This is a genomic window from Sulfuricurvum sp., from assembly GCF_028688295.1.
In the GTDB taxonomy this organism is placed as follows: domain Bacteria; phylum Campylobacterota; class Campylobacteria; order Campylobacterales; family Sulfurimonadaceae; genus Sulfuricurvum.
Genome location: NZ_JAQTYM010000051.1, coordinates 1 through 16,854, shown reverse-complemented (window position 1 = coordinate 16,854; position 16,854 = coordinate 1). Strand labels below are relative to the sequence as shown.

Sequence of the window (16,854 nt, the reverse complement as noted above, 5' to 3'; positions counted from 1 at the left end):
CCGTTATGAGCGGAGGGCTCTAACCACTGAACTATTGACCCGTGTTTTTGAAAGAGCGCAATTATAATCGCTCTATCATTAGAGAAAGCTTTTTTTACCCGTATCCGTGTAAAGGTAGCGAAAACGATACGCGAGCAAGTTTTGCAAGATCGCAAACATAATCATGAAATTGACAAAACTGCTCCCTCCATAGCTAAACATAGGTAAAGGGACCCCGACTACAGGGGCGAATCCTATCGTCATGGCGATATTAACGCTCATGTAGATAAAGAAAAACAAAGAAAGTCCCCCTGCAACCACTTTTATGTAATAATCATCATACCACCCCGAGATTATCAACAAATGGATAATCAATGCGGCGTACAAAGATATCAGTAAAAAGGCTCCAAAAAAACCAAATCGCTCAACCACGTACGCAAAAATAAAATCACTGGAAGCGATAGGGAGAAATTTCATTTGTGCCTGTGTGGCATCTTCTTTTGCTTTTCCGATAAATCCGCCTGAACCGATGGCAATAATCGACTGTTCAACCTGATAACTTGGTTTTTCACCGACAAAATCGCTCAAACGTTGCTTTTGATAATCGTGCAACTGCGTGTAAATGAGCGGTAAAGAGATGATAAATGCAACGACCAAGCCCACCCAAATTTTCCATTTAACGCCGACAATAAAAAGAACTCCAAATCCGAGCAACGCCAGTACCGTGGCTGTCCCAAGATCGGGCTCTTTCGCGATAAGAAAGAAGGGGAGCAAAATATAGCCGGAGAGTTTCGCAAAATCTTTTAGTCCATACCCACCAATCGGAGGAGGATTACGACTAATCAAATACGCCAGCATCAAGACAAATGCAGGTTTAATCAGTTCAGAGGGTTGAATCGTAAAGTGCACAAACGGAATTTCAATCCAACGTTTCGCCCCAAGTCGTGAATGTCCGATAAACTCTACCGCTATCAGGAGTGCGATTCCTGTCCAATACATAATGGGGATCGTCCAAAACAATCGTCTAATCGGTAACAAAAAAAGAAAAACAAATACACTTAGCCCAACCGAAACGTACACAAAATGCTTTTGTCCCAACATCGGATGAATCTCGTAAATGAGCCAACCTGAAGTGAATATGAGTGGAATCAATAAGATAATGGTTATGAAATCAAAGTGTGCTAAAATTCGTCGATCAATATTAAGCACTACAGTCCTTCGTTAATTTTTGCTAATTGTAGCACAGCGGACTTATAACATTTTAAACCATTCAGATACGATACCAAAAGGCACCCCATTTTGACACCAGAAGAATCCCACTTTACAACCGATGAAGCGATCCGATTAGACGTTTTTTTGACGCAGTCTCTCGGACAAACCCGTAACCAAATCACCCAACTGATCGAACAAAACTGTGTCACGGTGGATGGAAAAGCTACCGCTAAATCAGGGCTAAAACTAAAACCTTCTCAAAACGTCCATATCCGATTTCCTGAACAAAAATCGACTCCGGCATTAAAAGTCGATTTTGAGGTAGAGGTATTGTTCGAAGATAATGATATCCTCGTCATCAACAAACCAAGTTCCCTTACCGTTCACCCTGCACCAAGTGTCAAAGAGGCAACACTAGTCGATTGGCTCAAACACAAAGGGATCGCCCTATCAACCCTCAGCGGTGAAGAGCGTCATGGGATCGTCCACCGGCTCGACCGTGGAACCAGTGGTGCTATGGTAATCGCTAAAAATAACGAAGCCCACGAAGCCCTCTCTCTCCAACTCCAAGACAAAACTATGGGACGTTTTTATCTCGCGGTAATCACCCCACCTCTCAAAGAAGTAAGCACCATCATCGACCGCCCTATCGGACGAAGTGCCCATAATCGTCTTAAAATGGCGATCAGTGAAACCGGTAAAAATGCCAAAACCGAATTTCGCAAACTCTTACCCAGCAACGATGAGAGCGAAGAGCTGATCGCATGCAAACTCTATACGGGGCGAACCCATCAAATTCGGGTCCATTTAGAGTCAATCAGCCGCCATATCATGGGTGATCACCTCTATGGAACGTCGGCAAAAAGCGATAAAATGGAACGTATCTTGCTTCATGCTTACAACCTCTATTTTACCCATCCAACGACCAAAGAGAGAGTGAGTTTTACCGCTCCTTTGGCTAGTGTGATGGAAGATTATTTACAGAAACATTTTGATTCAAAGGAATTACATGAACTCATCGATCCGGTACGCATTGAGCGTCTCTTTAGCACTGAGTCTCTTTAGCGGTTGTGCTCCTCAGCCTGTCCCACAAAAAACGGTTACGATTGACTCGACCCTCCCTACCCCTTCTATGAACGGCTTTATCGCCGATATCACTTCGGTGGCATTTGAGTGGAAACCGGTTACTGATCCTAGAGTTACAGGCTACTACGTCTATCGTAATACTCCGGGAGCTGAAGATAAAAAATTAGAGCGTATTACAACTATTGATAGCCGTTTTGCGACCCACTACGTCGATCACGATCTCAAACCAGGGAGCGAGTATCAATACCGCTTTGCTACGATTACCAAAGAGGGAAGCGAATCGGTAGCGAGTGAAACGACCCTCGTAGCGACACAGCCGATGATCGCACCAGTGAGCTTTTTCCAATCGGTCGGAAATATGCCACGCAGTGCCAAACTTCTTTGGCGTCCGCATCCAAACGGTAAAATCAACGGCTATATCATCGAACGTCAAAATGCAACAGACCAAAAATGGGAAACAATCGCTACCGTTACGGGACGCTTGAATGCAGAATTTATCGACCGTGATCTTAAAGACGCACAAGTTTATTTTTACCGTATCAAAGCAACAACGTTTGATAAACTCGCAACCGATCCGAGTGAGACGACCAAAGTCGTAACCAAACCGCTGCCGCCTGAGATCAAAAATATCACTTCGACCAACAATCTCCCTCGTGCCATAACCCTCACCTGGGAAGCAAGTACTATTAGCGATTTAAGCCATTACAATATTTATCGTTCCGCCAATCCAAACGGTTCATTTGAATACCATGTCAAACTCGAAACGACCAATTTCACCGATACGATCACCGAAGATGGGAAATTCTATTTTTACAAAATCACCGCTGTCGATAAAGACGGTTTAGAGAGTTCTATCTCACCAGTGGCGACACAAGGTTCAACCCTCTCAAAACCACAAACTCCGGTTGCTTATGAGGGTAAAATCATCAACAAAGCGGCAGAACTTCAGTGGCAAAATAACGATCCAAGAGCGGTCTCATACACCGTGATCAAAACAACCAAAAAAAGCTGGATTAGCCGTGAGAGCGTCGATATCAATAACATCACAGGAACCACATTCCGTGACACCGATATCAAAGCCGATACCGGATATCTTTATGAGATTGTAAGTGTTGATAAAGACGGTATCCGTTCTCTCCCGACACAGGCTATCGAACTTAGCTATGAGGCTAAATAACGTATGCCGCATTTACATATCGAATCGTTTAAACCTCTGGCATTGCCACTAAAGTGCGGTGATGTAGAGTTCCTTTTTCAAGCCGACTATAAAGACAAACATGGCGGTGCACTTATCGCAACACGCTATAAAGGCCGAGAATTCTTTTTGACACACAAAAAAGGTGACACCAAAGAGCTTCTCAAAAGTGATAAAATTACTCGCCCTTCTCCTAACTTTTTAATCAAGCACTCTCTTTTGGCCTATGCCGAATGTGCCAAATTGCACATCATCGACTCCAATGTCGACAATGCACCGGAAAATACCCATCTCAAAACACACGATGCCCTTAAATCTATCTCTTATTTTGCTGAAAACTTTCCACGTGATCGAGAAGTAAGAATCGAAATCGGATTTGGTTCGGCTCGACACCTCCTCCATCAAGCGGCCGCTAATCCGAATGTTTTGTTTATCGGTCTCGAGATTCATAAACCCTCTATTGAGCAGGCACTCAAACAAATTGTTATCCAAAATCTCCAGAACATCATGATTCTCGATTACGATGCACGGATCTTTTTGGAATTTGTCCCCTCTAATATTGTGAGTAGAATTTATGTCCATTTTCCAGTTCCATGGGACAAAAAGCCTCACCGACGGGTCATTTCAGAAAGCTTTTTAAAAGAATCTGAACGGGTTCTTTGTGTTGGGGGAAGACTCGAACTCCGCACCGACAGCGAAAACTACTACCGATTTGCACTGGAAACCTTTAGTACCCCGCGCCAAAGCTGTTTTGATGTCCGCAAAAACCAAGAGATAGCCATCGTCAGCAAATATGAAGATCGCTGGAAAAAAATGGAAAAAAATATTTATGACGTCACCTTTACCTGTGAGGTTGAGTCTCCTGAGGCTGATGCCATCGGTGATTTTTCTTTTTCATCAACCTCCATCTCCAAAGAGGCAATTGAGGCTCTTTCACGAGATACCTATAAACGCGAATGGGGATTTATCCATGTGGAGCGAAAATTCACAATCGGAAAAGAGGGAGCAATGATACGTCTGGCCATGGGAAGTTTCGATCGCCCTGAGAGTAATTATGTTATCATTGAAAAAGGGACTGCCCGTTATTTTCCATCCCTTCCTGTTCGCTCTAACGCCAACCTCAAGGCCCACATCTTATTAGACGAGTTGCTTCATGGATAAAGTTATTATTGCAGAGAACCTCTCTTTGTCCTACAAAGAGTTTGAAACGATCATTTCTAAGGCCAACTTCTCAATTGATGCAGGAAGTTTCGTATTTATCACCGGAGCGAGCGGCAGCGGTAAGTCGACCCTTTTGAAATCTTTTTACGGTGCCATCGAGCCTCGTGCCGGTCAACTTATGGTTGGAGGGGTCAAGATGCATAAAATCTCTACCTCTAAACTGAATTTCCTACGACGCCATATCGGTGTTGTTTTTCAAGATTATAAACTAATCAAAGAGTGGACCATAGAGAAGAATGTCATGCTCCCCCTTATCATCTCAGGATACACAAAAGATGTCAGCAGTGCTCAAGTGCAAAAACTGCTCGGTCACGTGAAACTGATCCATCAATCCGGCAAATACCCTCCTGAACTCTCAGGAGGAGAACAGCAACGTGTAGCCATGGCACGAGCACTTGCCCATAATCCAATTTTAATTCTCGCGGATGAGCCGACGGGAAATTTGGATGAGTACTCATCCCAAGTGATATGGAATTTATTAGAGGGTGCGAATACGCAACTTAAAACGACCGTTATTGTCGTAACGCACAATATCCCCTCTACCATTATGATTCCATACAAACACTACCATATCGAGATGGGGAATATTCATGAAATCTCTTAAAAATCACATTTCACTTATTATCGCCCTTTTTACCGTTTTATTTTCGGTTCAAATTTATGTCGCGGTTGATCGTACCATTGCTGCGTATGAAGAACGTCTCAAAAATGACTATTCTATTATCGTTGTCGCGAACAAAACACTCACCCCCGCAGAATTCAAGGCAATGGATTCGATTATCGAGCGCAGTGATGTAATCGCAACGGATCAAGTGTTAAAACGACTAGAAGGTGAAATGAGCAAAAAAAATCTTGATTTGTTAAAACTCACCCTACCGAAATTTTATCGAATCTATTTAAGCCGCTTCCCAACCCCGTATGAAATTGAAAAACTTCAAAAAAGACTTCAAAAGCACGCCGCAATTGAGAGAGTAGAAGGGTATGCCCAAAGCCACGATACGGTTTACAAATTGATGCTTTTATTCAAAGACGTGGTTCAAATATTCTCAATCTCTATCGCAGCAGTGACCTCATTACTCATCCTTAAAGAGATGCGTTTATGGCAGTTTCAGCATGCCGACCGTATGTCCATTATGGCCCTTTTTGGTGCACCGGTTTGGCTCCGTTCAGCAGTCTTGTTCCGCCTTGCTATCGTTGATGCGATCATCGCAACCATTGTCCTTTGTATCGCCTTTTTTGTCATTGAACAATACGGATGGATGGATCTACTGTTACGCACCGTAGGGATCAGCATCGACTTGTTTGATTATGTCAATGATGCGGTCCGCTCACTTCTGATTGCACTGGGTGTCTCTATTATCCTCACCCTTACCATCGTCATCGGAAGCAGTGAAGAGGAATAGATGAACATACCTCTTTCACTGCTTCTTATCACCATGCTTAGCACCTCGGTTTATGCGGCTAAAATCGATGATAAAATACAAAACACATCGAAACAACTCAATGAAACCAAACAAACATTTTCGAGTCTGAATGCCAAATTAGAAGCTACCGCTTCCAAAATCATGCAACAAAAACAAGTGATCGGAACACAGCAGCAAAAAATTTCCACCCTTGTCGAAGAGCTTAAATCCAAAGAGAGTGTTTACCTCTCCAATAAAAATACCCTTAAAGGTCTAGAAGTACAACAAACTCTCTTGATCAAGACACAAAACGACATCGAACAACGTCTTGTCTTCGCGATTGCACGTAACACTTCTATCTCTTTACTTATAAATGATGACAGAGCCAAAGAAGCCGATGCCATCATTACCGAAGAGGCACTCAAACTCCACCTTAAACAGATCAATGAAGATATCAAACAGCTCAACACCCTTTTTGTTGAAAACAACGCACGAATCGCGGGACTATCAACCCAAACCACCGTGTTGAAAAAATCGATCGCGATTATCGACCAAGAAAAAAATAAAGTCCTTGAAACTAAAAAAGCGAATGAAAAAGCGATCGCCGCTCTCGAAAAAGAGAAAAATCAGTACAAAAAATCACTCAACAAAATCCTCAATCAACAACGATCACTCCAAAAAACACTTGCCAGTTTGAACATCATCAAACGTGAAGCATTGAAACCGAAAAAAGCTCCTCCTTCGCTCGTAGCTCCAAAACCGGGTTCCAAACCAGTACCTGAAAATGTCAAACAAGCAATAGCCGATTATCGTCCCTCCAATGTTGCCGGATATTCAGGAGAACGAACGATTTCTCCGCTCGATGGCTATGTCGTTACCAAACGTTTTGGTCCCTACACTGATCCGGTCTATGGTATAAAAATCTTTAATGACTCCGTATCGCTGCGTCCGACCGAGACGGATGCAAAAGTCAAATCGGTACTTAACGGAAAAGTAATTTTTGCAAAACCTACGGCGATGCTAGAGAATGTTATCATTATCGAGCATGATAACGGTTTGCATACCATTTATGCCCACTTAGATAAAATCGCCCCTACCGTCGAAGTAGGAAAGCGGCTGAAACAAGGTTCCATCATTGGACGTGCAGGACGAGAGTTAATGTTTCAAGTGACGCAGCGTAACGCCCACATTGATCCGATGCAGGTGATCCGCTAAGTAATCGTCCACGTTTGTAGTGGAACCATGACCCCTGATCTTCTAGGCATTCAGGGCGAATGGAATAAACGTCATCAAAACGGCCAAACAGCTCCCACCATTTTACTCGCCCATCCTTGATTAACCGAACGATCAATATCTCCCTCATTAGCATACAATATTTTTGCATCCGAAATTTTTGAAGAATTAATTTGGTTGTTTTGGTCGATATCATACGGTCGGATCACTCCGCTAAGTTGCATAATCTGCTTTTGATCATCCACCATAATCTCACGTCGTCCGGTGATAAAATAATTACCGTTTGCCATCACTTTTACGATTCGTGCTGATACCGTTGTTGTAAACGTAGCATTTTTAGTGGAAGAGCCTGAACCTGAATAATCAGACGATGAACCGGCACTAAACCCAATATTGGCAAGCCCATTTAATTTATTGACCGCAGAATTCACCGCAGAGTTTTGCCCTGTTGAGCTAAATAATCCTCCATTCAATCCAAGGGTATCAGCTTCTGTCAGTGCTTTACTCGCTTTATTAGAACTAGTTGCCGTTTCTGAGATCACTACCGTAACAATATCATTTACATGCATCGCTTTATGATCAGAGAACAAAGGGCTATCCCCTTGACCAAACAAGCTACCCCGCGCTACAAACGTATTCTCCTCTTCACGTGAAGGCATCTCTTCAACGTACTTTGGTGGGGTAAAAGCAATTTCAGGTTCCGTCATACGAGCACTACACCCACTTATAAAAAACATTACTAAAATAAATAAAAATTGGGTATAAAAGATCATATTTCACTCTTTGCACTGGAATATTTAGATATAATTAAGCAAATATAGTTCCAAGGAATCCATAATGAGTTTAAAAGAACAAATAAATAACGATATCAAAACCGCTATGAAAGAGAAAAATGCTCCATTACGTGATGCGCTTCGTCTTCTCAGCAGTGCAATGAAACAAATCGAAGTAGATGAACGTAAAGAGCTCAGCGATGATGACATTATCAAAATTATCCAGAAACAAGTCAAACAACGCAATGATGCTATGACCCAATATCGTGATGCAGGACGTGAAGATTTATACGAAAAAGAGGCATCAGAAGTGGCTATTTTCGAAACCTATCTCCCAAAACAACTCAGCGATGATGAACTAGAGAGTGCTATACGCGCTATCATCGCCGAAACAGGTGCTGATAGTATGAAAGATATCGGCCGTGTAATGGGTGCCGCATCTAAAACACTCGGAGCGCAAGCCGATGGCAAACGGATCAATGAGTGTGCTAAGAAGATTTTGAGCTAACGATGGTCTATTGGAATCGATATCTATCCAAAATCAAACATATTTTGGACAATTTTGGAGATGATAGTCGAAATAGTGAATGTCTCATATCCAAAGACTTATCATATCATCAAATTCTTAGTTCTCAAAAAGAGAAGCTTATTTATGTATGCGAATGCTTCGGAACTAGCGATGAAGAAAATGCCTTTGAAGAGTACATTTATTTTTGTATGCATAATGATATCCCTTATCTCTATGTTACGAGTGAAGTGACAAAAATTGCCGAAGCACTTTTAGCCAATTTAGCAGATGAACAATGTTATGATGATATGAAACCGATCCATGAGACACTCAACCATCTGGAATACCGAATCTCTGAGGAGTACTATCGACAATTCTTGCGTAAGCTCTCTTCAAAAAACCATCTACGACTAGCGCATCTGGCTAACCTAGTTGAAAAACATTTAATGATACATTATCAGCACCATCTAGAGTGGATGCTTGTCCTCGTTTCGATGCTTGAGGGTACAGCCGATCCGGAGAGCCATTGTGAGTTCAATCCAACACGATGTTCCTTTGGGCAATGGCTCCATAACCCTTCAATCCCCTATATCGTTAATACAAGTCATTTTAACGATATCCAAGATCTTCATATTCTCCTCCATCAACTGGGAGAACATATTTTAGCCCTCTACCATTCGGGAACATTCGAGCATAAAAGTATGATTCAACTTTTGCTTCGACTCGATTACACTTCATTGGAAATTGGTAATGAAATTGCCATCATCAACGATATGCTCATTATCGGTGAGTACACCAAAGATCCTATGACAGGACTTCTGGGCAGACGGCTTTTGGATAAAATCATGATGAATCAAATTGAGATTGCCAAAGCAACCGAAAGCAACTGTTCCCTCATCATGTGTGATTTGGATTACTTTAAAACCATCAATGACCAATACGGACATCTTGCAGGAGATTCCGTGATCCAAAATTTTGCTGAACTACTCCAAAAAACGCTCCGAAAATCAGATTTTATTTTCCGTTTCGGTGGAGAGGAGTTTCTCATCCTTCTCCCCTCCAGTGAGTACTCTGAAGCGCGTAGCGTAGCTGAGAACCTCTGCACTCAAGCCTCATTGCAAAAAGTAAATTTCGACGGGCAGAATATCTCCTATAGTGTCAGTATCGGCACATTCGGAATCGATACCGATACAATATCATTTGTTACTAAAGAGACTATTATAAACTACGTAAAAAGTGTCGACGCACAACTCTACCTCGCCAAACAAAACGGGCGCAATCGAGTCGAGTAAAATTAGGCGAGTAACTCAGGGCGGCCGTAATGGTATCCTTGAGCATAATCAACGCCAATCTCTCTTAATACCTCTAAAGTCTCTTCATCTTCGACATACTCTGCAATTGTCTTTTTCCCAAACTCTCTCGCGATTTGATGGATATGTTTGACAAAAATACGATCTTTTTCATTCACCACAATATTTTTAACGAACTCACCGTCGATTTTCACATAATCAGTATCAAAATATTTGAGATAAACAAACGAAGAAAATCCTGATCCAAAATCATCCAGAGCAAAGCTAATCCCGATATTTTTCATCGATTCGATAATCTCCATCAAACCGTTAACATTATGAATCGCTTCACGCTCTAGTATCTCGATCGTTATACCGCTATGTGAAGATGGCATTGGATTACGGCTGTAATGATCTTGAATTAATTCAACGTATTCCCCACCAAAAAGGCTGTTGGTTGAGAGGTTGAAAAAGAATTGTTGATCCCACCACCCTTTCTCTTCTCGGATACGTAACCCTTTAGTGAGAATAATCTGATCGATTTTCGATGCAAATCCAAGGCTCTCTGCCACTTCGATAAACTGACCTGCTGCCATAAAACGTTTGCCATCACGTATACGAGCCAATACTTCATATCCGTAGAGTTCACCGGTTTGAACATTATAAATAGCCTGAACAAACGGCTCAACCCGATCTTCATCAATCGCACGACGAAGGAACTCACCTTTTTTCTGAATCTCAGCCGCCATCTCTTGATCGCTTTGATCGGCACGGGCAATCGTATTTTTCCCCGAACGTTTAGCCTTATACATCGCCAAATCTGATCCCGTCAAAAGTGATTCGATATTTTCACCCTGCTCTGGGTACTCGGCAATCCCAAAACTAGCAGTAAGGGTAATCTGATCAAACATGAGTGAAATCGCTGTCGCTTCTAAGCGCGATCGGAGTTTCTCAACAACAGCATATCCATTTTCATACGGTGTTTCCGGCAGAAGAACTGCAAATTCATCTCCCCCTAAACGGGCCAAAATATCGGCATTTCTGAGATTTGAAGCGAAAATATTCGTAACCTCTTTAAGGACTAAATCTCCAGAGGCATGCCCATAGGTGTCATTAATGTATTTGAAATTATCCAAATCGATCATCAGAATCGTAAATTTATGCCGATGACGGAGAGAGCGTTTTATTTCATACGTTAAAAACTCTTCAAATTTGCGACGGTTGTAGAGTCCGGTGAGGTAATCACGATCAGATAGCTCTTGGAGTTTTTCGTAGTAATCTTGGATCGAATCGAGCATTTTGTTAAAATAGTTCTCGATATTTTTAACTTCTAAAATTTTGGTCTTGAGGCTCACCCGTTTCGCCATATCATTTTTACTGATGATCTCTTGAATCATTACAATAAACTGGTTGATAGGTTGCACCAATAGCGCATTGAGTCTAAAATATAAAATGGCAAAAATCATAATGGTAAAGAGGACAAAGAAAATAATAAAGGAATTAATCATTGTCGTCAATGAGATTTTGAGATTCTCTACAGGAAAACTAACATCAATAACGCCGTTAATATCACCCACTTTTGCATTGGTATGACAGGCTATACACTCTTGGTTGACGACGATGGGATAGAGATAGCGGATCTCTTCATCTCCGGTGAGGATCTCTTCTCCCTTCATCGCACGTATCACCATCGGATCGTGATCTCGAATCTCTCTATCATGATCCCGATCACCGAAAAGTTCAGCGACAATCGGACTACGATACGCATTGATTCGCATATTGGGTTCAACGTTGTTCAAACGGACGATAATTGCATCCAATTCCTCTTTACTCCACCCTTTTTCCATAGCTGAGTAAAGTGCTTCAAATGCCAAACGAGAGGTTTTACGTGCATCAACCCGAGCAAGGTCATCAATTGCTCGCTTTTTGATAAAAACGCCATACACAAAAGCCACTGCCAAACTCGCAAGAAGCGAGATTATTACTGTTTTGGCAATGAGCTTTTTATAGGTTGTGTACGACTTCATCGAAATATCCATTTCATGTTACAAATATTAAATAATTATAACATGAAAATTTTAAAACGTGAATGCAAGCCTTTATTCTTCTACTGAGGCGATCCTAAAGGCGATTGAGTTTTGAAAAATCAACGGATGAGAATACTGACATGTAAGTACCCCATCAACCGGAGCGATGATTTTTTCTAATTTCTTACCGCTGAGAGCATCGGTGATACGTCCTAACGTCTCCCCTTTTTCGATGGTCGTACCGCAGGGAACCAACGAATCAAATATCCCTGAATAGGATGCTTTGAGAAGGGTAATATTTTCGGGCTTAATAATATTGCTTTGGAACCCGTTGAATATTGGCAAATCCACTATTTTTCGCTTTGCCATAAAACGAACCAGTGCACCGTGCACTTCATTACTGGTTGATTGATCGATGGAACCGTTTTTGCCGAACACCACCGAAAGGGCTTTTGTCTCCCATAACTGCCAATTGTATTGTAGCATTACCGTCTCTATCGGGCTGTAAGGGCGATAATGGATAAAACGCATCCCTAAATCACGCGCTGAATCGATATCTTCGTATCCGCTTTGGATCAACTTTACATACGGCAGACACATCCCCTGATCGCGCCGCCCCTCCAAAATAATACCGAAGTCATACCCTTGGAGTGATTCAAATAGTTTTGCCGCAATCCGCTGTGTTGTCTCCCCCTGCGCATACCCCGGAAACATCATATTGATATCGGTTTTATCCAACGGCCAAAAAGGCTGTCCCATGTTAAGCGCATAAGTATTAACAGCAGGAATCACCAAAATTTTACCGAGGATTTTCCCCTCTTCCTCTTTATGAGTGAGATAATCGACCAGATGAGACGCTACAGAGAGCTGATTGATATGATCACCGCTCATTGCCCCTACGATAGCAACCGATGGTCCTTTAGAGTCTTCACCGAATAAAAACCCTTCTACTTTTAGGGGTGCACGATTCGGAGATTTAAAATTGAGTATCTCAAGGCGCTTCATTCATTTTCTCCAAAAATTCGACCCACTAATGATCCCTCATACACGATTGGATACGCTCGAAGGGTAAAGAGTATCCCTCCGATAGGGGCGATCACTTCATCTAACACTACACCGCTGAGAGGATCTACAATCTGCCCGACCACATCACCTTTTTGAATCATTTGGCAATGCTCGATAGCGGGGACAAATAATCCAGGAGATGCTGCGTTGAGATAGGCGACCTCCCCCACTTCGGATTGTATCGGCATCCTCACATGAAGCGGTTTAATCGCCAAAAATCCCTCTTCCGCCATCAGATTCAAAATCCCATCGAGGAGCTGATGACCGTAGGCTTTACCCAAACGCATCCCAACCCCCATCTCAACCACGAGTGTTTTTGTCCCGAGCGTATTCATTGCATGGGCAAATGTCGATTCCAAAACGGTGACGGCATCATGAATCCAAACGAAATCAATATTGAGTTTGTTGGCGAGCGGCACGAGCGTTTTAGCTTGAGATTTAGCGATACGCACTTGGGGGATTTCACGTAAAAAGATGTTGGATGAGTGGATATCGATCGCAATCTCAGAACCTTTCATCGCACTCACTACCCCATCGGCAATCTGTGCAGGGAGAAAATCATTTTTACTCCCCGGAAAAATACGGTTTAGATCGACGTCGTAAAATGGGACAGAGCGGGTGATACTATCGATGCCGAGACTGTTAATCGCGGGATAGATATCGATTGTCGCTTTTATCTTCTCAGGGTTAGCACGAAGCCACTCACCGAGGAGAAAACAGACATACTGTCCCTCTAACTCATCCCCGTGAATCCCACTGACAATAGAGATACGTTTGAGGGTTTCACCGCTTTTAGGGGTATATCGACACCGTTGAATCCGAAACTGTTCCCCTACCGGCAGATCGATTGAAAAGACCTCTTCTATGCTACCCATCCCCTTACCGCTCATGATTGGGATTGTGTTTGTGTAGATACCGAAACACACGTATCTTTATAGATAACGCGATCAACGACACTATTGAGGAAAACCAAAAATTTAGAAATATCTGAGGTGGTCACGTTAATCGGACGATAATTACGATTAAGCTGTCTGGCGATGGTATTAATCACATCGATATCGGCCGTTACCATCTCGATTTCTCCATAAAGACGTAAAATCAAATCAAATCGTTCGATTTGTTGACCGAATCGAATCAATTGATAGGCACGAGTTCGATCCAGCTCGGTCGAGAAAATTCCTAAAATGAGACTACAGTTATCAATGATCTCTTCGAGATTAGCGGGGCTCACGGCAGAATCTCGACCTAAAGCTAACTGATTATGAATTTTATTAAGCGTCGAGAAACCTCTCTCATCGAGTAAATGACGTGTCTCTATCGCATTTTCACGCGCCCAGCCGATAATCTGCTCGATACTTCCCCCATAGGTACCATACACTCCTTGTTGGAGAAAATCGAGGGCATTTTTGTACTCAATCTCAACCCCTAATTTTTCATAGAGTTTTCGCCCATCATCCAAATCGCGATCAATTATATAATCATAACTGTTGACTAACTCTTTGAGCATCGTTTCGGCACGTTGTACATAACGCCCAAACCAATAAAGACGTTGTGCCGTACTGACCGAAATTGCTATCGTATTAATCATCATAGTTCCACCACCCACGTGTCTTTAAATCCGCCCCCTTGGGAGGAGTTAACCAAATAATTTCCCTCTTCCATTGCGTAACGGGTTAATCCCCCCATACTGACGGTTATCTCTTCACCATGGATGACATAGGCACGCAAATCTGCTTTACGAGGGAGAATCCCCCCCTCCATCATGCACGGCAAATCGTAAAACTCGATCACCTCCTGAGCAATCCAGCGACGCGGTTCTGCCAAAATCATCTCGATAATTTCAGCGCGTTTTTCAGGAGTTAAACGGTTCCCGAACAATACACCATACCCTCCTGCTTCAGCGACGTCTTTGATAACGAGCTTGTCGATATTATCCAAAACATATTTGCGATCTTTCTCATAATACGGCAGATACGTCGGAGCATTTGAGAGGATCGGTTCCTCATTCAGATAGTATTTAACCATCTCAGGGACAAAATAGTAGATCCCTTTATCATCCGCAACACCGTTTCCGATGCTGTTCATGATGGCAATATTTCCGGCACGGTACGCTCTCGTAATCCCTTTGACCCCGATTAAACTATCAGGTTCAAACTCTTCGGGATCGAGGAAATCATCATCAAGACGTCGATAGATCGCTCCAACACGGAGATGTTCTCCATCATAAGAGCACAAAAAGACCTCATCGTTAATAACGACTAAATCATCCCCTGAAGCTAAGGTCGCTCCAGTGATTTTGGCCAAATAGCTGTGCTCATAATACGCAGAGTTGTAACGTCCCGGAGTGAGGACGACATTAAGTCCTCCGGTATTGACGTAATCCATCGCTGCTTTGAGTTCATCACCGTAATGTTTAATCTTGCCGACTTTCATCGATTCAAAAAACTCAGGATAGGTGTGACGAAACGCACGGCGGATCGTGAGAGGATAACTCACACCGCTCGGAACGCGGAGATTATCTTCGAGGATCACCCATTTACCGCTTACTGCATCTTTGACCAGATCGATACCGCTAATATGGGTACGTACCCCTTTAGGAGGATTGACACCCATAAATTCAGGCAAAAATGCTTTTGCTGAATCAACATACTCACGCGGTACTACACCGTCTTTGACGATTTTTTGATCGTTATAAATATCATTTAAAAAAGCATTTAACGCGCGAACCCTCTGGATGATTCCAGCTTCTAATTCGTCAAATTCTGCTTTAGGGATGATACGGGGGATCATGTCAAAAGGGAAAGAACGCTCAATAAACGTTCCGTCTTTGAAGAGGTTAAAGTTAACCGCATTGGCTTCTAAGAACTCTTTAAATTCTGAAACTTTCGTCTGATCGACACTATCGAAGATATCATAAAACTTTTGTAATTCTGGACACACAGGTTCAAGCATTCTCACCCCTTGATTATTAGGATTAGGTTAATCATATCCTAAAGTAATCTCAAGGGTTGCTTAAAAAAGAAGCAAATACTCTATTTAACCATTTTTAAGTGTTTTCAGTGCCGATTCTACATCATCTTGACGCATTAGTGATTCTCCGACTAAGAAAGCATCAACACCTGCCTTGCTCAAATCCTCCAACTGACCATGCTCATAGATACCGCTTTCGGCTACGATAATTTTGCCATTTGGGATCAAAGGGATAAGTTCATAGCTGAGATTCATATTCATCTCAAACGTCTGGAGGTTACGGTGATTGATTCCGATGATATCGGCACCCGCATAGATCGCTTTGGTGAGTTCGGATTTATCGTGAATCTCCACTAATGCTTCCATACCCAGATGTCGAGTGTAGTTTAGGAGCTCTTTGAGTTCGTCTTTGCTCAGTGCGGCGGCGATGAGGAGGACAAAATCGGCTCCGTAAACGAGTGCTTCGAGGAGTTGATATTTGGAGATGATAAAATCTTTGCGAAGAAGCGGAATACTCACATAACGGCGAATCTCAGCGAGATAATCGAGATTACCCTGAAAAAAGTGCGGCTCTGTCAAAATCGAAATAGCGTTCGCTCCGCCGCGCTCATACGCTTGCGCAATCGCGATAGGATCGAAATCTTCGCGGATCACACCACGCGATGGAGAGGCTTTTTTCACTTCGCTGATGATACGGTACGGCTCTTCTGGGGTCGAGGTGAGGTACGGTCGTACATCACGGGGAGCACGAGCATTAAACGCGAGAGAACGTCCGAGCCAATCCATACTAAACTTGGCCTCACGCTCTAGTAAATCTTCTTTGGTTTTTTTGATGATGTCGTCTAGTATCATTAATTTTTCTCCTTGGTTTTACACTTCTCTATCGCTCTTAA

The 16,854-nt window shown here is 42.6% G+C and carries 16 protein-coding genes; 8 read left to right on the top strand and 8 right to left on the bottom strand.

Annotated elements, in window-relative coordinates; genetic code table 11:
• Positions 1-78 precede the first annotated feature (78 nt).
• A complete protein-coding gene (locus PHR02_RS09945) occupies positions 79-1,188 on the bottom strand; it encodes an FtsW/RodA/SpoVE family cell cycle protein (RefSeq protein WP_299991698.1) in 1,110 nt (369 codons plus the stop codon).
• A 90-nt stretch (positions 1,189-1,278) separates the two neighbouring features.
• Here PHR02_RS09945 and PHR02_RS09940 point away from each other — a divergent pair, with 90 nt between their 5' ends.
• From PHR02_RS09940 to PHR02_RS09915, 6 genes are read left to right on the top strand one after another with little or no spacing between them, the layout of a single operon-like run.
• Positions 1,279-2,256, top strand: a complete 978-nt coding sequence (locus PHR02_RS09940) for an RluA family pseudouridine synthase (RefSeq protein WP_299991696.1) — start codon at positions 1,279-1,281, stop codon at positions 2,254-2,256.
• On the top strand, positions 2,201-3,454 hold the full coding sequence (locus PHR02_RS09935; RefSeq protein ID WP_299991694.1) for a hypothetical protein: 1,254 nt from the start codon (positions 2,201-2,203) through the stop codon (positions 3,452-3,454). Before PHR02_RS09940 ends, PHR02_RS09935 begins: the two co-directional genes overlap by 56 nt.
• A gap of 3 nt (positions 3,455-3,457) precedes the next feature.
• Positions 3,458-4,633: a tRNA (guanosine(46)-N7)-methyltransferase TrmB gene (gene trmB / locus PHR02_RS09930; RefSeq protein ID WP_299991692.1), complete on the top strand. Its 1,176-nt coding sequence runs from the start codon at positions 3,458-3,460 to the stop codon at positions 4,631-4,633.
• Positions 4,626-5,297: an ABC transporter ATP-binding protein gene (locus PHR02_RS09925; protein ID WP_299991689.1), complete on the top strand. Its 672-nt coding sequence runs from the start codon at positions 4,626-4,628 to the stop codon at positions 5,295-5,297. Before trmB ends, PHR02_RS09925 begins: the two co-directional genes overlap by 8 nt.
• A complete protein-coding gene (locus tag PHR02_RS09920; RefSeq protein WP_299991687.1) occupies positions 5,284-6,096 on the top strand; it encodes a cell division protein FtsX in 813 nt (270 codons plus the stop codon). Before PHR02_RS09925 ends, PHR02_RS09920 begins: the two co-directional genes overlap by 14 nt.
• On the top strand, positions 6,097-7,311 hold the full coding sequence (locus PHR02_RS09915) for a M23 family metallopeptidase (RefSeq protein WP_299991684.1): 1,215 nt from the start codon (positions 6,097-6,099) through the stop codon (positions 7,309-7,311).
• Positions 7,312-7,385: 74 nt separating this feature from the next.
• Here the strand turns inward: PHR02_RS09915 and flgH are convergent, their stop codons facing one another.
• Positions 7,386-8,102: a flagellar basal body L-ring protein FlgH gene (flgH, locus tag PHR02_RS09910; RefSeq protein ID WP_299991682.1), complete on the bottom strand. Its 717-nt coding sequence runs from the start codon at positions 8,100-8,102 to the stop codon at positions 7,386-7,388.
• Between the two features lie 64 nt (positions 8,103-8,166).
• Between flgH and PHR02_RS09905 the strand changes: the two genes are divergently transcribed.
• Complete coding sequence (locus tag PHR02_RS09905; RefSeq protein WP_299991680.1) at positions 8,167-8,610, top strand: GatB/YqeY domain-containing protein; 444 nt, start codon at positions 8,167-8,169, stop codon at positions 8,608-8,610.
• A gap of 44 nt (positions 8,611-8,654) precedes the next feature.
• Positions 8,655-9,902, top strand: coding sequence for a sensor domain-containing diguanylate cyclase (locus PHR02_RS09900; RefSeq protein ID WP_299991677.1), 1,248 nt, complete (start codon positions 8,655-8,657; stop codon positions 9,900-9,902).
• 2 nt (positions 9,903-9,904) lie between these two features.
• On the opposite strand, the gene PHR02_RS09895 is transcribed toward PHR02_RS09900, so the two are convergent.
• The 6 genes from PHR02_RS09895 to trpC all read right to left on the bottom strand — a co-directional run bounded on the left by PHR02_RS09895 (position 9,905) and on the right by trpC (position 16,813).
• Entirely contained in the window at positions 9,905-11,926 is a 2,022-nt protein-coding gene (locus PHR02_RS09895) for a diguanylate cyclase (protein WP_299991675.1), read from the bottom strand.
• 72 nt (positions 11,927-11,998) lie between these two features.
• Positions 11,999-12,931, bottom strand: a complete 933-nt coding sequence (locus PHR02_RS09890) for a M14 family metallopeptidase (RefSeq protein WP_299991673.1) — start codon at positions 12,929-12,931, stop codon at positions 11,999-12,001.
• Positions 12,928-13,881 carry a M14 family metallopeptidase gene (locus PHR02_RS09885; RefSeq protein ID WP_299991671.1) on the bottom strand — a complete coding sequence of 318 codons (954 nt, stop codon included), beginning with the start codon at positions 13,879-13,881 and terminating at the stop codon, positions 12,928-12,930. The genes PHR02_RS09890 and PHR02_RS09885 overlap by 4 nt, the downstream gene beginning before the upstream one ends.
• Complete coding sequence (locus tag PHR02_RS09880; protein ID WP_299991668.1) at positions 13,878-14,579, bottom strand: alpha-E domain-containing protein; 702 nt, start codon at positions 14,577-14,579, stop codon at positions 13,878-13,880. Before PHR02_RS09880 ends, PHR02_RS09885 begins: the two co-directional genes overlap by 4 nt.
• The gene (locus PHR02_RS09875) at positions 14,579-15,943 is read right to left on the bottom strand and encodes a circularly permuted type 2 ATP-grasp protein (RefSeq protein WP_299991666.1); all 1,365 of its coding nucleotides are present in this window, start codon (positions 15,941-15,943) and stop codon (positions 14,579-14,581) included. The genes PHR02_RS09880 and PHR02_RS09875 overlap by 1 nt, the downstream gene beginning before the upstream one ends.
• 84 nt (positions 15,944-16,027) lie before the next feature.
• A complete protein-coding gene (trpC, locus tag PHR02_RS09870) occupies positions 16,028-16,813 on the bottom strand; it encodes an indole-3-glycerol phosphate synthase TrpC (protein WP_299991664.1) in 786 nt (261 codons plus the stop codon).
• Positions 16,814-16,854: the final 41 nt, after the last annotated feature.

Bases quoted from the DNA above. Each gene is read 5' to 3' on its own strand.
- PHR02_RS09935 (WP_299991694.1), top strand. From the start codon at position 2,201: ATGAACTCATCGATCCGGTACGCATTGAGCGTCTCTTTAGCACTGAGT.
- trmB (WP_299991692.1), top strand. From the start codon at position 3,458: ATGCCGCATTTACATATCGAATCGTTTAAACCTCTGGCATTGCCACTA.
- PHR02_RS09925 (WP_299991689.1), top strand. From the start codon at position 4,626: ATGGATAAAGTTATTATTGCAGAGAACCTCTCTTTGTCCTACAAAGAG.
- PHR02_RS09920 (WP_299991687.1), top strand. From the start codon at position 5,284: ATGAAATCTCTTAAAAATCACATTTCACTTATTATCGCCCTTTTTACC.
- PHR02_RS09915 (WP_299991684.1), top strand. From the start codon at position 6,097: ATGAACATACCTCTTTCACTGCTTCTTATCACCATGCTTAGCACCTCG.
- flgH (WP_299991682.1), bottom strand. From the start codon at position 8,102: ATGATCTTTTATACCCAATTTTTATTTATTTTAGTAATGTTTTTTATA.
- PHR02_RS09905 (WP_299991680.1), top strand. From the start codon at position 8,167: ATGAGTTTAAAAGAACAAATAAATAACGATATCAAAACCGCTATGAAA.
- PHR02_RS09895 (WP_299991675.1), bottom strand. From the start codon at position 11,926: ATGAAGTCGTACACAACCTATAAAAAGCTCATTGCCAAAACAGTAATA.
- PHR02_RS09890 (WP_299991673.1), bottom strand. From the start codon at position 12,931: ATGAAGCGCCTTGAGATACTCAATTTTAAATCTCCGAATCGTGCACCC.
- PHR02_RS09885 (WP_299991671.1), bottom strand. From the start codon at position 13,881: ATGAGCGGTAAGGGGATGGGTAGCATAGAAGAGGTCTTTTCAATCGAT.
- PHR02_RS09880 (WP_299991668.1), bottom strand. From the start codon at position 14,579: ATGATTAATACGATAGCAATTTCGGTCAGTACGGCACAACGTCTTTAT.
- PHR02_RS09875 (WP_299991666.1), bottom strand. From the start codon at position 15,943: ATGCTTGAACCTGTGTGTCCAGAATTACAAAAGTTTTATGATATCTTC.
- trpC (WP_299991664.1), bottom strand. From the start codon at position 16,813: ATGATACTAGACGACATCATCAAAAAAACCAAAGAAGATTTACTAGAG.